This window comes from Lysobacter sp. Root604 (genome assembly GCF_001427505.1).
Classification (GTDB): Bacteria; Pseudomonadota; Gammaproteobacteria; order Xanthomonadales; family Xanthomonadaceae; genus Lysobacter.
The window spans coordinates 15,923-35,933 of the sequence record NZ_LMGS01000013.1; the positions used below are offsets into that span (position 1 = coordinate 15,923).

General features: G+C 69.5%; 17 protein-coding genes and 1 riboswitch. Of the genes, 5 read left to right on the forward strand and 12 right to left on the reverse strand.

Features of this window, described 5'->3' with window-relative positions:
- The first annotated feature begins 43 nt into the window (after nt 1-43).
- Both ASD69_RS19745 and ASD69_RS19750 read left to right on the forward strand, forming a co-directional pair.
- Entirely contained in the window at nt 44-667 is a 624-nt protein-coding gene (locus tag ASD69_RS19745; protein WP_056182648.1) for a sulfotransferase family 2 domain-containing protein, read from the forward strand.
- Nucleotides 668-696: 29 nt separating this feature from the next.
- Entirely contained in the window at nt 697-1,299 is a 603-nt protein-coding gene (locus ASD69_RS19750) for an aspartyl/asparaginyl beta-hydroxylase domain-containing protein (RefSeq protein WP_056183183.1), read from the forward strand.
- Between the two features lie 38 nt (nt 1,300-1,337).
- Here ASD69_RS19750 and ASD69_RS19755 read toward each other — a convergent pair whose 3' ends face one another.
- From ASD69_RS19755 to ASD69_RS19775, 5 genes are all read right to left on the reverse strand, one after another.
- Nucleotides 1,338-1,583, reverse strand: coding sequence for a hypothetical protein (locus ASD69_RS19755; protein ID WP_056182651.1), 246 nt, complete (start codon nt 1,581-1,583; stop codon nt 1,338-1,340).
- Nucleotides 1,584-1,697: 114 nt separating this feature from the next.
- The gene (locus tag ASD69_RS19760) at nt 1,698-2,186 is read right to left on the reverse strand and encodes a hypothetical protein (RefSeq protein ID WP_056182654.1); all 489 of its coding nucleotides are present in this window, start codon (nt 2,184-2,186) and stop codon (nt 1,698-1,700) included.
- Complete coding sequence (locus tag ASD69_RS19765) at nt 2,186-3,790, reverse strand: peptide chain release factor 3 (protein WP_056183186.1); 1,605 nt, start codon at nt 3,788-3,790, stop codon at nt 2,186-2,188. The genes ASD69_RS19760 and ASD69_RS19765 overlap by 1 nt, the downstream gene beginning before the upstream one ends.
- Nucleotides 3,791-3,975: 185 nt before the next feature.
- Nucleotides 3,976-4,896 (reverse strand): M23 family metallopeptidase, encoded by a 921-nt coding sequence (locus tag ASD69_RS19770; RefSeq protein WP_082576659.1) that lies wholly within the window; start codon nt 4,894-4,896, stop codon nt 3,976-3,978.
- Between the two features lie 8 nt (nt 4,897-4,904).
- On the reverse strand, nt 4,905-5,993 hold the full coding sequence (locus tag ASD69_RS19775; protein WP_056182657.1) for a hypothetical protein: 1,089 nt from the start codon (nt 5,991-5,993) through the stop codon (nt 4,905-4,907).
- Nucleotides 5,994-6,111: 118 nt separating this feature from the next.
- Nucleotides 6,112-6,230: riboswitch (SAM riboswitch) on the forward strand.
- Nucleotides 6,231-6,295: 65 nt separating this feature from the next.
- Between ASD69_RS19775 and ASD69_RS19780 the strand changes: the two genes are divergently transcribed.
- The 3 genes from ASD69_RS19780 to ASD69_RS19790 are packed head-to-tail and all read left to right on the forward strand — an operon-like array spanning nt 6,296 to nt 9,689.
- Nucleotides 6,296-7,354 carry a homoserine O-succinyltransferase gene (locus ASD69_RS19780; protein ID WP_082576660.1) on the forward strand — a complete coding sequence of 353 codons (1,059 nt, stop codon included), beginning with the start codon at nt 6,296-6,298 and terminating at the stop codon, nt 7,352-7,354.
- The gene (locus ASD69_RS19785; RefSeq protein WP_056182663.1) at nt 7,351-8,580 is read left to right on the forward strand and encodes an O-succinylhomoserine (thiol)-lyase; all 1,230 of its coding nucleotides are present in this window, start codon (nt 7,351-7,353) and stop codon (nt 8,578-8,580) included. Before ASD69_RS19780 ends, ASD69_RS19785 begins: the two co-directional genes overlap by 4 nt.
- Nucleotides 8,577-9,689: a homoserine dehydrogenase gene (locus ASD69_RS19790; protein WP_056182665.1), complete on the forward strand. Its 1,113-nt coding sequence runs from the start codon at nt 8,577-8,579 to the stop codon at nt 9,687-9,689. Before ASD69_RS19785 ends, ASD69_RS19790 begins: the two co-directional genes overlap by 4 nt.
- Before the next feature lie 472 nt (nt 9,690-10,161).
- Here ASD69_RS19790 and ASD69_RS22995 read toward each other — a convergent pair whose 3' ends face one another.
- From ASD69_RS22995 to ASD69_RS21450, 7 genes are all read right to left on the reverse strand, one after another.
- Entirely contained in the window at nt 10,162-12,216 is a 2,055-nt protein-coding gene (locus tag ASD69_RS22995; RefSeq protein WP_056182668.1) for a glycosyl hydrolase family 18 protein, read from the reverse strand.
- Between the two features lie 558 nt (nt 12,217-12,774).
- Nucleotides 12,775-14,043 (reverse strand): cytochrome c, encoded by a 1,269-nt coding sequence (locus ASD69_RS19800; RefSeq protein WP_056182672.1) that lies wholly within the window; start codon nt 14,041-14,043, stop codon nt 12,775-12,777.
- Entirely contained in the window at nt 14,040-14,597 is a 558-nt protein-coding gene (locus tag ASD69_RS19805) for a (2Fe-2S)-binding protein (RefSeq protein WP_056182675.1), read from the reverse strand. Before ASD69_RS19805 ends, ASD69_RS19800 begins: the two co-directional genes overlap by 4 nt.
- Nucleotides 14,594-17,464, reverse strand: a complete 2,871-nt coding sequence (locus ASD69_RS19810) for a molybdopterin cofactor-binding domain-containing protein (RefSeq protein WP_056182680.1) — start codon at nt 17,462-17,464, stop codon at nt 14,594-14,596. Before ASD69_RS19810 ends, ASD69_RS19805 begins: the two co-directional genes overlap by 4 nt.
- A 139-nt stretch (nt 17,465-17,603) precedes the next feature.
- Entirely contained in the window at nt 17,604-18,659 is a 1,056-nt protein-coding gene (locus ASD69_RS19815) for a DUF6708 domain-containing protein (protein ID WP_157499363.1), read from the reverse strand.
- Entirely contained in the window at nt 18,656-19,360 is a 705-nt protein-coding gene (locus ASD69_RS19820) for an alpha/beta fold hydrolase (protein ID WP_056182686.1), read from the reverse strand. The genes ASD69_RS19815 and ASD69_RS19820 overlap by 4 nt, the downstream gene beginning before the upstream one ends.
- On the reverse strand, nt 19,357-20,010 hold the full coding sequence (locus ASD69_RS21450; protein WP_235567277.1) for a hypothetical protein: 654 nt from the start codon (nt 20,008-20,010) through the stop codon (nt 19,357-19,359). The genes ASD69_RS19820 and ASD69_RS21450 overlap by 4 nt, the downstream gene beginning before the upstream one ends.
- Nucleotide 20,011 lies beyond the last annotated feature (1 nt).

A 20,011-nucleotide genomic window follows, 5' to 3' on the forward strand; every position in this document is an offset into this window, starting at 1 on the left:
ACCCGCCGCTGGCTTAGGATAGGCCGATTCCAGGGCCAGACGCATGATCATCTCCCACCAGCACCGTTTCGTTTTTGCCGCGATCCCCAAAACCGGCACCCATTCGGTCCGCCAGGCCCTGCGCGAGCACATGAGCGCCGACGACATCGAGCAGGTCGGTTTGTTCGTGAACAAGCGCTTCCCGTTCGAGGAACTGGCCGCGATCAAGCACGGCCACCTCAGCTTGCAGCAGGTGCGTCCGTTCCTGGGCGAGGAGGCCTTCGCGAGCTATTTCAAGTTCGCGTTCGTGCGCAACCCCTACGATCGCTTCATTTCCTATTGCGCGTTCATGACCCGCGCCGACGGCGCCTTCCTGCAGCGTCCGCAGGCGGTCATGCGGCATATCCTGTTCGAGGCGCGGCCGATGCAGCACGTGCTGTTCCAGCCGCAGCACAGCCTGGTCACCGGCGCCGACGGCGAACTGTTGGCCGACTACGTGGGCCGGGTCGAGGAGATGCAGGCCTCCTACGACAGCATCTGCGCCCGCATCGGCATCCCCAGCGCCCAACTGGGCCAGGTCAACAGTTCCCGCCGCGGCGGGTATCGGGACTACTATGATCAGCCCTTGATCGACGCGGTGGGCGAGCTCTACCAGCGCGATCTGGAGCTGTTCGGTTATTCGTTCTGACCCGGTCCGATGCCATGAACGCGACGCCCATGAATGCCAGCCCGATCCAACCCAACCCGCGCAAGACCACCTCGATACGCCGGCTCGGGCCGGTCGACATCGCGGCGTTGCGCGCGGCGGTGCTGGAGATCCCCGAAGCGGTGTGGGACGCCGAGAACGCCGACAAGCCCAACCGCTTCGAGGCCTTGGACAAGACCCGCCACGTGGTCTTCCGCTTCGTCAGCAACTTCCAGGATTGGCGTGATTCCTACGACCGCCCGCTGTGGGCGCAGTGGCGCGAGCTGTTGGAGCCGGTGCTGGCGCAGGCGGTGCGGCCCTACGGCTACGCCAACGCCGCGTTCCCGCGGGTGATGCTGGCGCGGATGGCGCCGGGCGGCGTGATCAAGCCGCATCGCGACGCCAACCCGGCCGCGAAATGGCCGCACAAGGTGCACGTGCCGCTGATCACCAACGAGCGTGTGACCTTCTTCGTCGACGGCGTCGGCTACCACTTCGTCGAAGGCGAGGCGGTGGAGGTCAGCAACATGGCGGTGCACGCGGTGGAGAACGCCGGTGACAGCGACCGCATCCACCTGATCTTCGAGTATTACGACCGCGACCAGCCCGAACCCGACTGGCTGCCGCGGCGTTGAAACAGGCCCGGCGCGACGCGCGCGCCGGGCCAGCGCCTTCAGGCCGCCGGTTGCGCGGTGGCGGCGATCTCGGACATGGACGGCATGCCCATGATGGTCAGCACGGTGCCGACCACGCAGATCAGCAGCGGGATCTTGTTCTCGGAAAAGTTCATGATCGCGAAGACCAGCGCGACCAACGGGATCAGCAGCGATCCCAGCCCCCAAAGCACGCTTTCGCGAAACGCGTTGACGATGATCCACAAGCCGCCGATCACGCTCAGCGCCAAACCCAGTAGATACATTGCATTCCCCTTGCAGTAGGTTGCCGCGATCCCCGCCGCGGTGGATCGATGCTAGCCGATCCCGGAGGAAAGTGTGATGGGGTTTGCGCTTAGGGGGCGGGCCGAGACGGGCCCTTATTCCAGCGTATTGAGCCGCCGCACCCGCCGTAGCCGGCGCTGGATCTTGCGCGGGCGCGCGAAGCGGTATTCCTCGACCTCGACCAGCAGCGCGCAGTCTTCGCCGAAGGCCTCGCGCATCGCGTACAAACGGCCGTTGCCCTCGAACGCGAGCCAACGCTCGCCGTCGCGCACGACCTTGATCTGCGACACCGAGGGAATGAGGTCGGTCAAGGCGGCCAGGTCGAGGCGGCCGTGGGCCAGCAGTTCCTCGCGTCGCGCGGTCAGGACCTGGGCGCGCGCCTGCGTGGCCTGTCGCGCGGACTCGCGATCGATGCGGTGGATCGGCTGCAGCGCGTGCAGCGGCACCATCGCCTGCGCCTTGTCGCCGCGCAGGCGGTGGATGTCCATGATCACCTTGGCCATGTAGGCGTCCTTGTAGTCGAGCGCGGCGACTTCGCTGCGCTTGCTCAACAGGTACAGCCACCACTGCCGCAAGCGCGACATCAGTCGACGGACACCGCGTGCGCGTGTTCGCGCGTGGCCAGGAATTGCACGCCCGGGGCGCGCTCCTGAGCGAGCTGCAGGTTGACCCGGGTGGGCGCCAGGTAGACCAGCTCGCCGGCCGCGTCCAGGGCCAGGTTCATCGCGTTCTTGTCGCGGAACTCCTCCAGCTTCTTGGCGTCGGCGCAGCGGATCCAGCGCGCGGTGGCCACGCCGACCTGCTCGAAGCTGGCGTCCACGCCGTATTCGTCCTTGAGCCGGTAGGCGACCACGTCGAACTGCAGCACGCCGACCGCGCCCAGGATCAGGTCGTTGCTCATCAACGGACGGAAGAACTGGGTCGCGCCTTCCTCGGACAGCTGGGCCAAACCCTTCTGCAACTGCTTGAGCTTGAGCGGATCGCGCAGGCGCGCGCGCCGGAACAGTTCCGGGGCGAAGTTGGGGATGCCGGTGAACGACAGCGCCTCGCCCTCGGTGAAACTGTCGCCGATCGAGATCGTGCCATGGTTGTGGATGCCGATGACGTCGCCGGAGTAGGCGGTTTCGGCGATCTCGCGGTCGGAGGCCATGAAGGTCAGCGCATTGGCCAGCTTCACTTCCTTGCCGGTGCGCACCTGGAAGGCCTTCATGCCGGCGCTGAACTTGCCCGAGCAGATGCGCATGAACGCCACCCGGTCGCGGTGCTGCGGGTCCATGTTGGCCTGGATCTTGAACACGAATCCGGTGAGCTTGTTCTCGGTCGCCGCGACCTCGCGGCCGGTGGTCTCGCGCGGCTTGGGCGGCGGCGCGTGCTCGACGAAGAAGTCCAGCAGCAGCTGCACGCCGAAGTTGTTTACCGCCGAGCCGAACGACACCGGCGTCTGCTTGCCGGCCAGATAGGCCTGCTTGTCGAACGGATGCGATGCGCCCTGCACGAGCTCGAGTTCCTCGCGCACTTCGCGCAAGGCATCCGCGCCGATGCGCGCCTCCAGCGCCGGATCGTCGATCGAGGCGAAGATCGTCGAATCCTGACGGGTGAAGTTGCGGCCCTGTTCGAACAGATGCACCTCGCCGGTGAGCAGGTGGACCACGCCCTTGAGGCGCTGGCCCATGCCGATCGGCCAGGTGATCGGCGCGCACTGGATGCCCAGCACCGATTCCACTTCGTCCAGCAGGTCGATCGGGTTCTTGCCCTCGCGATCGAGCTTGTTGATGAAGGTCATGATCGGCGTGTCGCGCAGGCGGCACACCTCCATCAGCTTGATCGTGCGCTCCTCCACGCCCTTGGCGACGTCGATCACCATCAGCGCTGAGTCGACCGCGGTCAGCACGCGGTAGGTGTCCTCGCCGAAGTCGGCGTGGCCGGGCGTGTCGAGCAGGTTGACGATGCGGCCCTCGTAGGGGAACTGCATCACCGAGGAGGTCACCGAGATGCCGCGCTCCTTTTCCAGCGCCATCCAGTCCGAGGTCGCATGACGCGCGGCCTTGCGGCCCTTGACCGAGCCGGCCATCTGGATCGCGCCGCCGAACAGCAGCAGCTTCTCGGTGAGGGTGGTCTTGCCGGCGTCCGGATGCGAAATGATCGCGAAGGTGCGGCGGCGGAGGGCTTCTAGGGAAACGTCGGACATGGCGACGGCGCGCACCGGGCGCGCCGGAAGGTGAGGAGTAGGGGCGCGATTATAACCGCCACCCTAGAGAAAGCCCTTCTTCCTTGCTCCCTTCCCCCGCCTAGCGGGGGAAGGTGGCCCGCAGGGCCGGTTGGGGGCGCGCGAATCCCGGCCACCCCGTCAGCCCGGAAGCACCGTTCCAACCCTTAAAGCCCGCCCGAAATCCGCAACGGCCCCGCCGGCCCGGTCATCCGGAACGGAATCGACTCCAGGCGCATGCCGCGATTGACCTGGATCGCGAAGTGCAGATGCGGCCCGGTGGTGAAGCCGGTGTTGCCGGACAGGCCGATCTGCTGGCCCGCGCGCACGCGCTGACCGACCCGGACCAGGGCGCCATCGGCCTTGAGGTGGGCGTACAGGGCCATGCTGCCGTCGTCGTGGACGATGCGCACGAAGTTGGCGCGGCCGCCGTATTTCTCGCGATTGAGCCCGGCCTTGTCGAAGTCGGACTCGACCTGCATCACCACGCCCTCGCGCGCGGCCAGCACCGGCGTGCCGATCTGCGCCGCGAAGTCGACCGCGTAACGGTTCTCCGGGTCGCTGTGGCTGAACTGGCCGCCGTAGCCCTGGTCGATGCGGAAGTTGTTCTGGCGCAGCGGCAGCACGTAGTCGACGTTGCGCGGCTGCGCGCTGGGGTCGCCGGGCAGGCTTTCCATCTGCAGCTCGATGCCGCGCCCGGAATCCTCAGGGCTCAGCACCGCCACCAGCGCGCTCGCGCGCGCGGCCACGGTGGCGCGCGCGGGCAGGGTCGAGGTGCCGCCGCCGCCGCCGTAGCTCTGGCTGTAGTCGACTTTGACCTCGATCGGTCCGGACAGGTTGTTGTCGGCCCAGGCCAGGTAGCGGCTGCCGTCCGACTCGATGCGCAGGCGCGCGATCGCGCCGGGCTCGCTGTGGACCGGGATCACCCTGACCTCGGACGGCGGCGCGGCCTCGGGCACGTGGTCGCCGTAATGGGTGATGCCGCTGCGATCGGTCCAACGGTAGATCTTGCCGGCGTGCGCCTGCGGCGCGGCGGCCACAGCCGCCACGCACAGCGATACGGCCAAGGCGCGCGGCCCCCAAACCATGCGGATTCCTACTCGGTGCAGCCCGGCTTCAAGTTTAGCGCGTGGGCCACGTCGGCGAGGTCGAACGCGGTCACGGCTTTGTCGTCGTGCACGGCGAACAGCGCGCCGCTGGGAAAGGCCGCGGTCGAGGCGGCGTGCAGGGCGACGCCGTCGGTATGCGAGGTGACCTTGCCTTCGAAGCTGCCGACTGGAGCCAGGCTGACGCGATCGAACAGGTGGAACACGGTCAGCGGCGCGAGCTGGTCGACCGCGATCCAGTAGCCGCCGCCGTCCGGGCAGGTCCACAGCGCCACGCCCTCGGCCTCGGCGCCGAAGCTGCGGTCGGGCAGGCTGCGGCCGGTGTATTTGCCGCCGAAGGTGTACTCGCGCAGGGTGGATTCGTGGCGACGGTCCTCGTCGGCGATCAGCAGGCGGTCGTTGGCCGGGTCGCCGGCGATCGACTCGACCATGCGCAGCGCCGCGGCTTCGCTGGTGTCGCCGAACGCGCCGCCGTAGTTGGCGCGCAGGCGGCCGTCCTGGTCGAACTGGACCCGGTAGCGGCGCACGCGCTGGTCGAGCTCGGCCCACGGCGGCACCTGATCGAACTTCTTGCCGTACATGAAGCTGTCGGTGACGTAGATCTCGAGTTCGCCCGGTTCGGTCTCGGTCAGCCAGATGCCGTAGGGGCTGCGCAGTTCCTTGTCGCCGAAGCTGCCCAGCGGGGTGAAGTCGGGCAGGGCGAACACCTGCACGCGGTGGTTGTCGCGCTCGACCACGAACACGTGGTCGGCGTACACCGCGATGCCGTTGGGGCGGTCGAACTGGCCGATCGCCTTGCCCTCGCCGCCGACCGTGCGCAGCGCGGCGCCGGTGTCGGCGTCGTAAACGTCCAGGCGGTGGGTCGACTTGGCGGTCGCGATCAGCCAGGTCTTGCCGTCCTCGGTCGGCCAGGTGGCCAGCGAATCCAGCTCTTCCTTCGGCGTGTCCGCCGATACGTAGCGCTCGGCGATCGAGGTGATGCCGGGGGTGCCGGCGGCCGGCGCGGAAGCGGGTTGCGTGGTCGCGCAGGCGGCGAGCAGGGCGGCGAGCGTCGCCGCGACAAGGAGGCGTGGGGTCATGGGCACGAAGTGTATGCGGGGCGCGCACCTTTTTGTGATGCCGGTCGCGAGCTTATGATTAATCGCTATATGCGGATGAAGCGATTGACACGCCCTCGGAGCGCGGGCAGACTGGCCGCATCCATCGAGACCGGCTGAGGGACAGGCCCTTAGAAGCCGGGGCAACCCAACGCGACGCAAGTCGCGTGAAGGTGCCAATTCCTGCGGCCCGCCTAGGCGTTGGTCGGAAGATGGTTGCGACGTGCGCTGCTGCGCACGAGCGACTTGCAAGCTCGATGGCCCCGTCACTTCGGATGCCCGCCATGAGCTTCGCCCCCGCTACCGCCTACGCAGACTCCTCCCTATCGCAGGCCCCGGCCGCGTTCGAACGCAGCGACGCCTACGTCGCCCTGAGCGGCGAGCGCGACGCCGCGCGCGGCGAGCTGCGCATCGAGCTCGACCTGCGCCATGCCGGCCGCCGCAGCGTGGTGCTGCGCTACGAAATCCAGGGCGAGGCCTCGCTGCCGGTGCTGTTCGTGGCCGGTGGGATCTCCGCGCACCGCCATCTCGCGCCCAGCCGTGCCTATCCCGAAGGCGGCTGGTGGGAGACCCAGGTCGGCCGCGGCCGCGCCCTCGATCCCAGCCGCCATCGCCTGCTCGCGTTCGATTGGCTGGGCGCCGACGGCGCGCTCGACGTGGCCCTGGACCCGGCCGATCAGGCCGACGCGATCGCCGCGCTGCTGGATGCGCTGCGGATCCAGCGCCTGGAGGCCTTCGTCGGCTATTCCTACGGCGCCATGGTCGGCCTGCAGTTCGCCGCGCGCCACCCGCAACGCGTCGGCGCGCTGGTCGCGATCAGCGGTACCCACCGCGCCCACCCCTATGCCGCCGCCTGGCGCGCGCTGCAGCGCCGCGCGGTCGCGCTGGGCGCGCTGCAATGCGACGAGAGCCAGGGCCTGGCGCTGGCGCGCGAACTGGCGGTGCTGAGCTACCGCACGCCGGAGGAGTTCGCCGAGCGCTTCGGCGCCGCCCAGGTGCGCGACGGCCGGGTGCGCGTGGACGCCGAGGACTACCTCGACCATTGCGGCGCCAAGTACGTGGCGCGCACCCCGACCGCGGCCTTCCTGCGGCTGTCGGAATCGATCGACCTGCAGCAGGTCGATCCCAGCCTGATCCGCGTGCCCGTCACCGTGGTCGCGGTCAGCGAAGACCGCCTGATTCCGCTGTCCGAATCCTACGACCTGGTCGAGCGCCTGCGCGGCGAAACCCGCCTGCGCGTGCTGCGCTCGATCTACGGACACGACGCCTGCCTCAAGGAGGCCGGCGACATCGACACCATCCTGCGCGAAGCGCTGGCCGACTGTACCCAGGCGGCGGCATGAGCACCCATAACGAAGGAACGACCGCCGTGACCCAGAACCGCACCCGCAACGCCTGCACCGCCGCCGTCCGTGCCGGCATCGACCGCGACGCGGCCTATGGCGCGGTTACGCCGCCGATCGTGCTGTCGTCCAACTTCAGCTTCGCCGGCTACAACGACAAGCGCCAGTACGACTACACCCGCAGCGGCAATCCCACCCGCGATCTGCTGGGCGAGGCGATCGCCGAGCTCGAAGGCGGCGTCGGCGGCGTCATCACCAGCACCGGCATGGCCGCGATCACCCTGGTCCTGCACGCCTTCCTCAAGCCCGGCGATCGCATCGTGGTGCCGCACGACGGCTACGGCGGCAGCTGGCGCCTGTTCAACGCGCTGGCCGCCAAGGGCGCGTTCGAGCTGATCACCGCCGACCTCACCGATCCGCGTTCGCTGACCGAGGCCCTGCAGAGCAAGCCGGCCGTGGTCTGGATCGAAACGCCGTCCAACCCGCTGCTGCGCATCACCGACCTGCGCTTCGTGATCGAGGCCGCGCACGCCCAGGGCGCGCTGACCGTGGTCGACAACACCTTCCTGTCGCCGGCCCTGCAGCGCCCGATCGCGTTCGGCGCCGACCTGGTCGTGCACTCGACCACCAAGTACATCAACGGCCACAGCGACGTGGTCGGCGGCGCGGTGGTGGCCAAGAACGCCGAGCACCACCAGCAGCTGACCTGGTGGGCGAACGCGCTGGGCCTGACCGGCTCGCCCTTCGACGCCTTCCTGACCCTGCGCGGCCTGCGCACCCTGGACGCGCGCCTGCGCGTGCATCAGGAGAACACCCAGGCCATCGCCGCGCTGCTGGACGCGCACCCGGCGGTGCGCGTGGTGCATTACCCGGGCCTGGAATCGCACCCGGGCCATGCGCTGGCGGCGCGCCAGCAGCTCGGCTTCGGCGCCATGCTCAGCGTCGAGATCGAAGGCGGCGAAGCGGCGGTGCGCGCTTTCGTCGAGGGCCTGGAGTGCTTCACCCTGGCCGAGTCGCTGGGCGGCGTGGAAAGCCTGATCGCGCATCCGGCCACCATGACCCACGCGGCGATGTCGCCCGAAGCGCGCGCCGCGGCCGGCATCGGCGACGGCCTGCTGCGCCTGTCGGTGGGCATCGAGCATGTGGACGACCTGATCGCCGACCTCGAGGCCGCGCTGGAGCGCGCGGCCGACGCGGTGGCCACGGCGGCGCGCGCGAAACGATGAGCGCCGCGGCCGACGTCCTGCAGACGCAGGCGCAGCAGGCGCTCGCGCCGCATCCCTATCGCAGCGCGGCGCCGGCGCGCGTGGCCCTGCTCGGCACCGGCACCGTCGGCGGCGCGGTGCTCGCGCGCTTGCAAGCGTGGCAGGGCTCGCCGCTGGGCGAGCGCCTGGCGCTGGTGCACGTGGCCAATTCGCGGCGCGCGCTGGCCGATGGCGCCGGCCTTGCCCCCGAACGCGCGGCCGCCGCGCTGGCCGAGGCCAGCCAGGCCAGTTCGCTGGACAGCGTCGCCCTCGCGTTGGGCGACGGCGGCGCGCGCGTGGTGATCGACGCCACCGCCAGCAGCGCGGTCGCAGAACGCCATGCGCAGTGGTTGGCGCAGGGCATCCATGTGGTCACCGCCTGCAAGATCGGGCAGGGCACCTCGCTGGCGCGCTGGCGCGCGATCCGCGGCGCCTGCGCGGTCGGCGGCAGCGGCTACGGCGACAGCGCCACGGTCGGCGCGGGCCTGCCCTTGCTTCGATCCTTGCGCGAACTGCAGGCCGGCGGCGACCGCATCCGCGCGATCGCCGGCGTGCTGTCCGGCTCGCTGGCCTGGCTGTTCAATCACTACGACGGCATGCGCCCGTTCTCGTCGCTGGTGCGGCAGGCGCGCGACGCCGGCTACACCGAGCCCGACCCGCGTGACGATCTGTCCGGCGAGGACGTGCGCCGCAAGCTGCTGATCCTGGCGCGTGCCTCGGGCGTGGCGTTGGAGGCCGGCGAAGTCGAGGTCGCCTCGCTGGTGCCGCCGGAGTTGGCGATCCTGTCGCGCGATGGCGTCGATGCCGCGCTGCCGGCGTTGGACGCGCCGCTGCGCGAACGCTACGCGGCCGCCTACAAGAACGGCGAGCGCCTGCGTTTCATCGCGCGCCTGCAGGACGGCGCGGCGCGGGTGGGGCTGGAGTCGCTGCCGGCCGATCATCCGCTGGCCGGCGGCGCCGGCACCGACAACAAGGTCGCGATCTGGTCCGACCGCTATCGCGAGCAGCCGCTGGTGATCCAGGGCCCGGGCGCGGGCGCCGAAGTCACCGCCGCCGGCTTGCTGGACGATGTGCTGCGCTTGGTGAGCTGAGCGCGGAGGTCGCCGTCGATCTGCCACGGCCTAGGTGTGGGATCGGCGCAAGCCGCGACCACGAAGCTTCGGCCACGACGTGCTCGCGGCTTGCGCTGTTCCTATCCAAGGAAGAACCAAATCGCGACGGCGCTGCCACCCGCTTCCTGTGGGAGCGGCGTAAGCCGCGATCGCGCTACCGCAGATTCCATCGAACGCCCCGATGGCGAAAGCAAGCCCCTCCGCCGTCGCGATGTCATCGGCGTATCTGGATCCGCGGCCGTGCGTGTTGCCGCGATCGCGGCTCACGCCGCTCCCACGCAGAGCTAGTGCTTCGGCGAATGTGTCGCACACAAAACGGCCGCATGCGCGCATGCGGCCGTTCGCGTTCAACTGATTCGGTACGTTGGGATAAATCCGGGGCGCCGGCCCGAGGGGAGGCCGGCGCCCCGAGGCAAGCGCCGGACCGCGAACGGTCCGGCGCTGCGCAAGCTCACTGCAGGCCGTCGCGGATCGCGGTGGCCAGACTGCCCTGCGGGTCGTCGCCGCTGAACTCCCAGAAGAACGCGCCGCCGAGGTTCTGCGCCTTCACGTAGCCCATCTTCTCGATGATCATGGCCGGCGTGTCGTAGCTCCAGAACGTGCTGCCGTCGTACTTCCAGGTCGCGCGCGCATTGGCGTCGGTGTAGATCGTGCCGGGCCGGTTCTTGAGCACCTTGTAGTCCTCGTTGCCGGCCTCGTAGGTGCCGGGCGCCGCGGTGCCGTTCTGGTACAGGCCGTTGTTGACGTTGGCCACGCCGGTCCAGCCGCGACCGTAGAAGCCGATGCCCAGGTTGAGCTTGGCCGCCGGCACGCCGCGCGACAGGAAGGCCTCGAGCGCGTCGTTGGTGTTGTAGAACTTCTGATCGCCGGTAGAGGGATCGTTGGGCGAATCGAACAGCGCCGAGTGATGGTTGGTCTTCGCATCCCAGGTGCCGTGGAAGTCGTAGGTCATCACGTTGATGTAGTCCAGGTACTGGTGATACGCGGCCGGGTTGGTCACGCGCACCTTGTCCACGCCCGCGCCGGCGGCGATGGTCAGCAGCAGGCCGGGGCGCACCGCGTTGAGCTGGCTGCGGAACTCGGCCAGCAGGGCGGTGAAGTTGGCGCTTTCCTCCGCCGTGCCGCAGGTCAGGCCGCACGCGGCCGGGTATTCCCAGTCCAGATCGATGCCGTCGAACACGCCGGCCGCCGCGCCCACGCCGCCGGCGCCATCGGTCACCGGCAGGTTGCCGCGGATGTAGGCGTCGATGCACGAGGCGACGAAGGCCTGGCGGTTTTCCGGACGCGCCGCGCTGGCGAAACCGCGCGACCAGGTCCAGCCGCCCAGCGAAATCAGCACCTTCAGGCCCGGGTACTTGGCCTTGAGCTGCTTGAGCTGGTTCCAGTTGCCGCGCAGCGGCTGGTCCCAGGTGTCGGCCGCGCCGCTCACGCTTTCGCCGGCACCGAAGGACTTGCTGTAGTCGGCGAAGGCGTCGCCGCCGACGCCGGTGTTGGGATCGGAGGGCTGGATCACGCCGACTTCGCAGCGGTTGTTGCGCACGTTGCCGAAGGCGTAGTTGATGTGGGTCAGCTTGGAGGCCGAACCGCTGGTGTCGATGTTCTTGACCCGATAGTTGCGGCCGTAGATGCCCCACTGGGTGAAGTAGCCGATCACCCGCTTGTTGCCGCCGCCGCCGCCCTGGGTGGTGCTGGCGCTGATCTGCGCGCTCTGCGCGGAGGCGTTGCCGGCGTTGTCGCGGGCGCGCACGCGGAAGGCGTAGGCGGTGTTGGCGGTGAGGCCGCTGGCGGTGTAGCTGGTCGCGGCCGGCGAGCCGACCAGGCTGCCGTCGCGGTAGACGTCGTAGCCGGCCACGCCGCTGCCGCCGCTGTTGTCGGTGGACGCGTTCCAGGTCAGCGAGATGCTGCTGGAGGTCTGCGCGGGCGAGCTCAGGCCGCCCGGCACGCTGGGCGGCGTGGTGTCGGTGGACGGCGCGGTCACGGTGATGGTCGAGGTCGATGAGGTGGTGCTGGCGCCCTGGTTATCGGTGGCGACCGCCTTGAAGGCATGGCTGCCGGCGCTGGCGTTGCTCCAGATCGCGCTGTAGGGCGAGCTGGTGTCCACGCCCAGCGAGACGGTGCCGCGGAAGAATTCGACCTGGGCGACGCTGCCGTCGCTGTCGGAGGCGTTGGCGCTCACCGCGATGTTGGCGCCGGTGCTGTAGCTGCCGCCGTTGGCCGGCGAGGTCAGGCTGATGCTGGGAGGCTGATTGCCGCCCGCGCCGCAGGCGCCGAGATCCTGATACCAGCCGCAGCTGGGGCAGTGGGTCGGCGGCGCGTTCCAGATCTGGATGTTGGCCTGGTAAAGCCGGTTCTGATAGACCAGCTTGTCGCCGGGGTTGTAGATGGTCGCCGAGTTCCAGGCCGGAATATTGGCGCAGCTCGCGCTTTGCGCCAGCGCGTTGGAGCCCCAGGACGCCGCGAGCAGGCAGGTCCATAGCGCCAGTGTGGTCGATCTTGCGTGCTTCATGAGCGTCCTCTCCCTTGCGAAGTCCGATGCGAAATCCCGCGCCGTCGCCGGCCGGTGCTGTCCCTCTGTGTCTGGAAAGGAGGCGCGTGGCCTCGGTGCTGCGCGGGAGGTTCGAACCTCCTCGTAGGTCGCCGTGGAACGGCGTGAAACGGTCGGGCAGGGCCCGTGCGTGCCTGGTGGTTCCCTCCCCGCAGCCCGTGTGGCGGCGCGCGGGGCCGTTTCAGCGCCCCGCTCGCCTGTGTCGAGGGCCGAGGCTGTTTTTTGCTGACAACGTTGTCAATCGCGTGCGTATGGGTTTGCGGTGCAGTTCACAGAATTACATGACAACGTCGGTCACCAGAGGTCGTGTATGTTGCGTTGCAGCGAGGTGTAAATGACCTAGAGACAATCGCGGTGTGCCTTGCGACGGCACGCGGCGGTTGCGGGAGGGCGATCGGCGCGGCTCAAGAGGCGGCGGCGCGAGCCGCGACCGCGCCCCTGCGCGCGCGGGCGTCGACGCGGTCGTCCGATGGATGACGGTTGCGGCTTGCACCGCCCCTGCACCGAGCGCAGCAGCGCTCAGTGCGCGCGCTTGCCCTTGCGCAGCTCGGCGACGGCGTCTGCGTTCACGGGGGCCGCGCCGCTTTGCGTGCGCAGCCAGTTCGCGAGTTCGGCGGCCTGAGCGTCGTCCAAATCCTGGGCGAAGCCCGGCATCGGCTGCATGCGTTCCAGGCCGACCAGGTCGTGCTCGGGCAGGCCGTCGAGCATGGCGACGATCAGGTTGTGCGGATCGCGATCGCGCACGCTGCTGTTGTCGCGCAATCCGGGCGCGACATGCGGTACGCCTTCGCGGTCGCGGCCGTGGCAGCCCGCGCACAGGTCCAGGTAATGGCGGCGTCCGCCCTCGGGCGCCGCGGTGCCGGCTTGAGCGATCGCTTGCGCGGCAAGGGGCTTGTCGCCGAGCAGGTAGACGGTCATCGCATCCAGATCGCCGGGCGTGAGCCGGCTGGTCGACAGCCGCACCACGGTCAGCATTTCGTCCGAGGCCACCGCGCGCGGGTTGAGTCCGGTCGCCAGATAGCCGCGCAGCTGCGCCGCGTCCCAACCGCGCGCGGCCAGGCCTTGCGGGGTGATGTCGGGCGCGGCGAAACGCCCGAGTTCGTTGTTGCCGGCCAAGGGCTGGGCGCGCTTGAGCTGCCCGGCCCAGCCGCGCGGGCTGTGGCATTCGCCGCAATGGCCGAGGGTATCGACCAGGTAGCGGCCGCGCTGCCAGGCCGGCGACGCGCCTTGCGAGGCCGGCGTCGCGTCCGCGCCTGCCCCGGCGAAGGCCAGATTCCACAGCGCGATGCCGCTGCGGATATTGAAGGGAAAGCTCACGCCGTTCTTGCGATTGGGCTGCGCGACCGCAGGCTGGTTCATCAGATAGGCGTAGATCGCGTCCGAGTCCTCGCGCGCGATGGTGCGATACGACACGTAGGGCATGGCCGGATACAACTGGTGCCCGTCGCGCGCTTCGCCGCGGCTCAGGGCGTGGTGGAAATCGTCGGCGGTGTAGCGGCCGATGCCGTGTTCGGGATCGGGGGTGATGTTGGTGCCGTGGATGGCGCCGAACGGCGAGGCCAGCGCCACCCCGCCCGCGAACGGCGCGCCGCCGGGCGCGGTATGGCAGGCGGCGCAGTCGGCGGCATCGGTGAGGTAGCGGCCGCGCGCGAGTTGCTGGGCGCTGGCCTCGACTTTCTGAGTCGGGCCGCGCCCGCCCCACCATTGCAGCAGCCAGCTCGCGATCAGCCAGATCGCGAGCAATAGCACCGCCCAGGCCAGGACGCGCCGCCAGCCGACCCGGGTCATGGCGTGCGCTCCCGCACCAGGCCCGGTGTGGCCAGCACCAGCGCTTTCACCGCTTGGTAGTAGCGCACGTAGCCGGTGCAGCGGCACAGGTGCGGGTCCAGGGCCTCGGTGATGGTGGTTTCGACCTCGGCTGCGGCCACCGGGTTTTTCTTCAGCCGTTCCAGCAGCACGGTGGCGGCGTTGACGAAGCCCGGCGTGCAATAGCCGCACTGAAAACTGAAATGGTCGAGGAAGGCCTGCTGCACCGGCGAGAGTTCGACGATCGTGCCGGCCGCGTCGCGCTGCGCGTGGCCTTCGACGGTGCGGATACGCTTGCCGGCGAAGTAGTGCGCGCCGGTGATGCAGCTGCGTACTTCGCGCGGGCCGTGCTCGTCGTCGACGATCACCGTGCACGCGCGGCACACGCCCTGGCCGCAGCCGAAGCGGGTGCCGGTGAGGCCGAGGTACTCGTGCAGCACGTCGACCAGCATCATGTCCTCGGGCACGTCGATCGGGCCGTGGGCGCGGCCATTGACGTGCAGGGCCAGCGGTCGCTTGACGATGGGCGCGCTCATGCGGCGTTCTCCGAGGTGGCGCTGTCCGAGCTTGGCGGCGTGGCGCCGCCGGCGAGCGCCGCCAGCACCTTCTCGGGCGTGATCGGCAGTTCGCGCAGGCGCCGTCCGGTGGCGTGCGCGACCGCGTTGGCGATCGCCGGCACCACCGCGATCATCACCACCTCGGCCATGCCCTTGGGCGGGTCGGTGTCGGACAGCGGCGCCAGCACTTCGCCGCTTTGCTTCCATACCGCCACGTCGTGCGCGCGCGGCAGGGTGTAGCGGTTGAAGTTCCAGGTGCCGTTGCCGGGGCCGTCTTCGTACAACGGCAGGAACTCGTGCAAGGCATGGCCGATGCCCATCGCCAGCCCGCCCTGGAGCTGGCCGGAGACCAGCTCGGGCACGATCTGGTTGCCGCATTCCAGGATGGAGTGGTGGTTGAGCAGTTCGACCGCGCCGGTGGCGGTGTCGACCGCGACCTCGGCCAGAGTGCCGATCGCGCTGTAGTAGACGACGCCGGCGTTGTTGCGCTGGGTCGGCGGGTAGTGGGCGCGCGTGCGCTCGATCATGCGGTAGCCGTTCGCGGTCGGCGTGCCGACGCCCGCGCCGCTGCCGTCGCCCCAACGCAGCGCCACGCCGTCCAGCGGCAGGCGTGCGTCGTCGCCCGACAGCGGGAACTCGGCTTCGGCCCATTGCCAGCGGTTGAAGGTGTGCACGATCGCGCCGGTCGCCAGGCCCAGCTCATGCGCCTTGGCCGCCAGTTGCGCCAGGGTCAGCGGCACCAGACCGGCCGCGGTGAGCTTGCCTTCGATCCAGCGCGCGTCCTCGCGCCGCACCACCAGCGGCGCCAACTTGCCGCCGCCGTAGCCCTGGCCCCACAGGGCGCGCGCGGCCGGCCACAGGCCCTGGGTGAACAACAACCGCGCGGCCTCGCGCGTGGCGTGGCCGAAGAAATACGCCGAGTTGCTGGCGCTGCTGGGGATCACCCGGTTCGGCGTCCAGCGCGGATCGCCCTGATGGCGGTCCTGATCGGCTTGCGACATCAGCCAGGGATCGCCGGTCGCGACCATCGGCAGCTCCGGCCATTCGATCTCGCCGGTGCGTACCTCGTCGGCGGGCCGGCCCAGCCATTGCGCGCAGATCGCGGCCTGGCTGGTGGTCATGCCGGTGCCCATCTCGATCGCGACCTGGCGCAGCAGGATGTGGCCGTCCTTGGACAGCGCGACTTCTGCGAAACCGGATTCGGCGCCGGTGCCGAAATCCTTCTGCACGCAGCCGAAGCCCACGCCGTAGCGCTTGCCCGGATGCGCGGCCTCGTACTCGCGCTTGCGCTTGCCGCGCTCGCGCCATAGCGGATGCGCCTTGGCCTGGGCCAGCACTTCGTCGGCGCGCTGGGCGCCGCCCGGGATCGCGCCCTGGGTGTTCTTCATGCCGGACTTGAACACGTTGCGCTCGCGCAGCTCGATCGGGTCCAGCCCGAGTTCGCTGGCGACCTCGTCGACCAGCATCTCGGTCGCGCCCATGCTCTGCAGGGTGCCGTAGCCGCGCGCCGAACCGGCGTCGAGCGCGCGCGAGGCGATCACGGTGCTGGCCAGGTCGCTGCGCGGGAAGTAATAGATCGACTGCGCCGCGGTCGCCGCGACCAGGCACACCGAGGGCGAGAAGTTGCGCCGGCCGCCGCCGTCGCCGGTCATGTCGCCTTGCAGGATCTCGAAGCGGCCGCTTTTGCGATCCACCGCGATCTTGTAGCGCATGCGGAAGCTGTGGCGCTTGAGGCTGGCCTGGAACTGCTCGTAGCGGTCGTTGGCCAGGCGCACCGCGCGGCCGTCGCCGTACAGCCCCGCGATCAGGGCGTAGAACGGGAACGGGTTGTGGTCCTTGGAACCGTAGCCGACGGTGTAGCAGGGGTGCAGCACCAGCCGCTTCACGCCCAGCGCGCTCGCCGCCAGCATGCGCGCGCCGTCCTCGGCGATTTCCTGCGGCGACTGGGTCGCGGCGACCAAGTGCAGCGTGGCGTTGTCGCGGTCGTACCAGCCGTTGCCGTTGTCGGGTTCCAGCGCGGCGGTGTCGATGGATTGCGAGTAGTACTCGCGCTGCAGCACCAGGCGCCCTTCGGCGGGCGCATCCAGGCTGGCCGCCATCGCCGCCGCATGCGCCGCGCCCTGTGCGTCGATCGCGCCGTCGGCGTTCGCGGCCGGCCACTGCGGCTGGTTCTTGCGATAGCCGGACGGGAACAGCGGCGTGTCCTTGAGGCTGGAATAGGCGTCGTCGTCGTAAGCGGTGGCGCCGCCCACGCGCACGTAGCGGAAGCTCGCCCAGGGATCGCGCTGCAAGGGGCCGGTCTCGGCGCCCCAGCGAATGAGATCGTCGCGGAACTTCAGCCGGGTCTTGGCGGCGCGGAAGCGGTCGAAGTCGTGCCAGATCAGCAGCGCGACCGCATGCCCCAGGTAGGCCGGGGTCTGGCCTTCGGGCAGCAGCATGTGCTCGCCGTAGAAGGGCGGAAAGCCGACGCCGTCGCGCGCAAGATCAGCGGCGGTGACGATGCGGTCGGGTTGCAGGCCCGCGCCCAGCACGGACAGGTCGTAGCCGGCATAGGCGCGATCGGCGCGGGTCACGCGCAGCAGCATCGCGTGCGCCTGCTGCCGCGGCCAGCCGGGCAGGTCGTGCGCGCGCATGTCGAAACTGAAGACTTTCTCGCCGGTGACCTTGGCGGTGGCGTCGGTGCGGTAACGGATCTTGCCGGTGGCCGCGTCCCAGGGCATGGGCCGCAGGCGCTCGCGTTCGAACAGGGCGGCCAGCGCGGCGCTGCCCGGCGCGGCGACGTAGACCGAGATCCCGGCCACCACGCTGCATTTGAGGAAATCGCGACGGCTGAGGCGGGCTGGCATGGAGGGCGTCCTAGCTGGCTCCAGCGCATAGTAACCACAAGTCCGGCGGGAAAAATCGCCGTGCGCCGCATGGCCGGCGCAGGGCGCGCTTACGCCGTCGGCGATGTGTAGACCTTGTGAGGGCGAGGGCGCCGGCCGGTCAGCCTGGCCGCTTCGAGGCCTCGTCCACGCCGGCGGGCCAGGTCGCGTCCGGAGCCAGCCGCATCACGATGACGTTGCCCACGCCGAACAACAGCCACAGCGGGAACAGCAGCGACATCAACACCATCATCAACGTGCCGAAGAAACCGCGCATGCGTTCGCGCGCGCGCCGGCCCGTTGGGGTCGGTGCGAACCAAGGCATGGCGAACAGCAGGCAGTCGATGAAGCGCGGGGTCCGATCGCGCAGCTGTTGCGCAGGCAGGCCTTCCAGGCCGTCGTTCATGTAGCGGCGCAGCAGCTCCCACTGCTCCTCGTACTGGCCGGTCGTCTGCGCGCCCTGTTGCAGCCGGAAGCGGTCGACTTCCTCGAAGGAGCCCGGCGCGCAGGCCACGAGTTCGAACGCATAGCGCCACGTCGCCACTTCGCCGCCGGAGTCGATCTGCTGGGTGATCTCGGCCTGCAGCGTGGACCAAGCGAAGACTTTCGCGTCGCCGCCCCAGCGGCCGAAGGGGTTGTGGCTCCAGAGGTAGCGGTTGGCGTAGACCAAGCCCTGGCGGCGATTGAAGCGGACAGGCCGGTCCTTGGGCAGGCGCAGATCGAGGCGCAGGAAGAACAGGGCCAGACAGAACATCGGCAGCGACGCGGCAATCAACACGCCATCGGCCCAGATGTCGAAGCCACGCGCCGGCCAGGTGATGGACATCAGGTAGCCGGGAAACAAGCCCGTGGCCAGGCAGATGATGCCGCACCAAAACAGGGGGCCTCTGGGTATGTCCGTGGCCATCGAGAACTCCAGATAGGTCTCGTCCAGATGGTTCAACTCATCCCAGCTGTCGGCCTTGCCGGAAGGCGGCGCATCCCGCAATGCCAGGTCCTGCTCCCACCGCGGGTGGGCGGGCTGGATGCGGGGCGTACGCTGAGGTTCCGTCTCGAGGGTCATGGTCGTCCTGTTCGTCGAGACATAGTAACCATCGGGCGCCGCCGCCATCCGCGCCGGCCTGGCCGCGTAGGCCGTGCGAACGGGCCCGGTCGTCCGCCGGGGCAGCGCGTTCAAGTCTCGAACGCGAGCTTGATCGCGGCGGCGGCCTCGACGGCTTTCGCCTGCAGCAGGAAGTGCGGGCCGTCGAGTTCCACGCACTTCGCCTGCGGCAGGGTCGCGCGTATGTGTTCCCAACTGCGCCGCGACACCAGCCGATCCTGGCGGCCGCGCAGGTACAGCAGCGGGCAGGCGACGCGGCTCAGGGCGGCGGTTTCATCGGCGGTGCTGCCCGCGCGCATGCGCGCCCGGATCGTCGCCGGGTCCAGCGTGGCCAGTACCTCGCGAGTGCGCGCCAGCCATTTATCGTCGGCCCAGGCCCCCAGCATCGTCGCCGCCGTTAGCCGGGTCGGGACACGGTCGATCGGCAAGACGGTACCGATCCATCCCAGCCACGAGGCAGGTAACAGCCAGCCCGGCGGACTGGGAGCGCGTGCGAAGGACGCGCATAGCACAAGGCCGCGCAGACCGGCGGGCCGCGCGGCGGCGATGCGGATCGCGATGGGGCCGGAAAAGGACTCGCCCAGCAACACGAAGGGCTGGTCGTGCGGCAGGCGCGCGCGTACGTAGTCGGTGAGTTCGTCGTAGCCTAGCGCGGCGTCGTCCGGGTAGCGCACGATGTCGGCGTCGAATTCGGGCGCCATGGCTGCGACGAAATCGCCGAGCAGTTCGCCGGTGCCGTCCATGCCGGGGAGCAGCAGGCAGCGTACCGCGATCATGCGTGCCGCGATGACACCAGCTTCGCGGCCAGGCGGTCCAACCCGCGCAGTACGCGCGCGCGATGGCGTGCGAGCTTCATCCAGGTCGGTAGGCGCGAGGCCATGGTGCTGTTGGACATGGCGCCGCGTCGTTCGCGCAAGTCGGCGGCGACATAGCGCTGGAGTTCGTCGATGTGCTCGCCGTTGTAGGCCCACAGCAAGCCGACGCGGGTACGCTCGATCAGCCGCAGCGGCAGACCGAAATGCGGGTCGTGAGCTTCGCCGTCGCGTTCGCGATACGCATCGATCACGACGTTGCTGTCACGTTTGCAAACCGAACAAGATGCTGCAATCAAGTCCGGCATGGGAGTGGGTCTCCACTCGGAGACTTTGGCCGGCACGGACGATCCGCTTCGTGTGTGATCTACGCGTACCCACTGATGGCCGCAGTGGCCGCAGGAACGTTTGCCATGCAGGCGCACCTTGCCGAACCAGTCGCTACGTTCACTACGGGCTTCGAGCCCGCAGTGCGCACAAACGAACCATGCGGCCGACTCGCCTCCGGCGCGTACGACACCGCCGTGACCGCAGCGCGGGCACGACACTTCGACGCGATCGGCGAACGATCCCAGCCACTTGCCGGTATCGCGGTGGCGCAGCGGCTCGCTCATG

Excerpts from the sequence above, each read along its gene's own strand:
- ASD69_RS19810 (WP_056182680.1), bottom strand. The coding sequence starts at position 17,464 with ATGCCAGCCCGCCTCAGCCGTCGCGATTTCCTCAAATGCAGCGTGGTG.
- ASD69_RS19805 (WP_056182675.1), bottom strand. The coding sequence starts at position 14,597 with ATGAGCGCGCCCATCGTCAAGCGACCGCTGGCCCTGCACGTCAATGGC.
- ASD69_RS19750 (WP_056183183.1), top strand. The coding sequence starts at position 697 with ATGAATGCCAGCCCGATCCAACCCAACCCGCGCAAGACCACCTCGATA.
- ASD69_RS21450 (WP_235567277.1), bottom strand. The coding sequence starts at position 20,010 with ATGAGCGAGCCGCTGCGCCACCGCGATACCGGCAAGTGGCTGGGATCG.
- ASD69_RS19760 (WP_056182654.1), bottom strand. The coding sequence starts at position 2,186 with ATGTCGCGCTTGCGGCAGTGGTGGCTGTACCTGTTGAGCAAGCGCAGC.
- ASD69_RS19765 (WP_056183186.1), bottom strand. The coding sequence starts at position 3,790 with ATGTCCGACGTTTCCCTAGAAGCCCTCCGCCGCCGCACCTTCGCGATC.
- ASD69_RS19820 (WP_056182686.1), bottom strand. The coding sequence starts at position 19,360 with ATGATCGCGGTACGCTGCCTGCTGCTCCCCGGCATGGACGGCACCGGC.
- ASD69_RS19790 (WP_056182665.1), top strand. The coding sequence starts at position 8,577 with ATGAGCGCCGCGGCCGACGTCCTGCAGACGCAGGCGCAGCAGGCGCTC.
- ASD69_RS19775 (WP_056182657.1), bottom strand. The coding sequence starts at position 5,993 with ATGACCCCACGCCTCCTTGTCGCGGCGACGCTCGCCGCCCTGCTCGCC.
- ASD69_RS19755 (WP_056182651.1), bottom strand. The coding sequence starts at position 1,583 with ATGTATCTACTGGGTTTGGCGCTGAGCGTGATCGGCGGCTTGTGGATC.
- ASD69_RS19745 (WP_056182648.1), top strand. The coding sequence starts at position 44 with ATGATCATCTCCCACCAGCACCGTTTCGTTTTTGCCGCGATCCCCAAA.
- ASD69_RS22995 (WP_056182668.1), bottom strand. The coding sequence starts at position 12,216 with ATGAAGCACGCAAGATCGACCACACTGGCGCTATGGACCTGCCTGCTC.
- ASD69_RS19780 (WP_082576660.1), top strand. The coding sequence starts at position 6,296 with ATGAGCTTCGCCCCCGCTACCGCCTACGCAGACTCCTCCCTATCGCAG.
- ASD69_RS19770 (WP_082576659.1), bottom strand. The coding sequence starts at position 4,896 with ATGGTTTGGGGGCCGCGCGCCTTGGCCGTATCGCTGTGCGTGGCGGCT.
- ASD69_RS19800 (WP_056182672.1), bottom strand. The coding sequence starts at position 14,043 with ATGACCCGGGTCGGCTGGCGGCGCGTCCTGGCCTGGGCGGTGCTATTG.
- ASD69_RS19785 (WP_056182663.1), top strand. The coding sequence starts at position 7,351 with ATGAGCACCCATAACGAAGGAACGACCGCCGTGACCCAGAACCGCACC.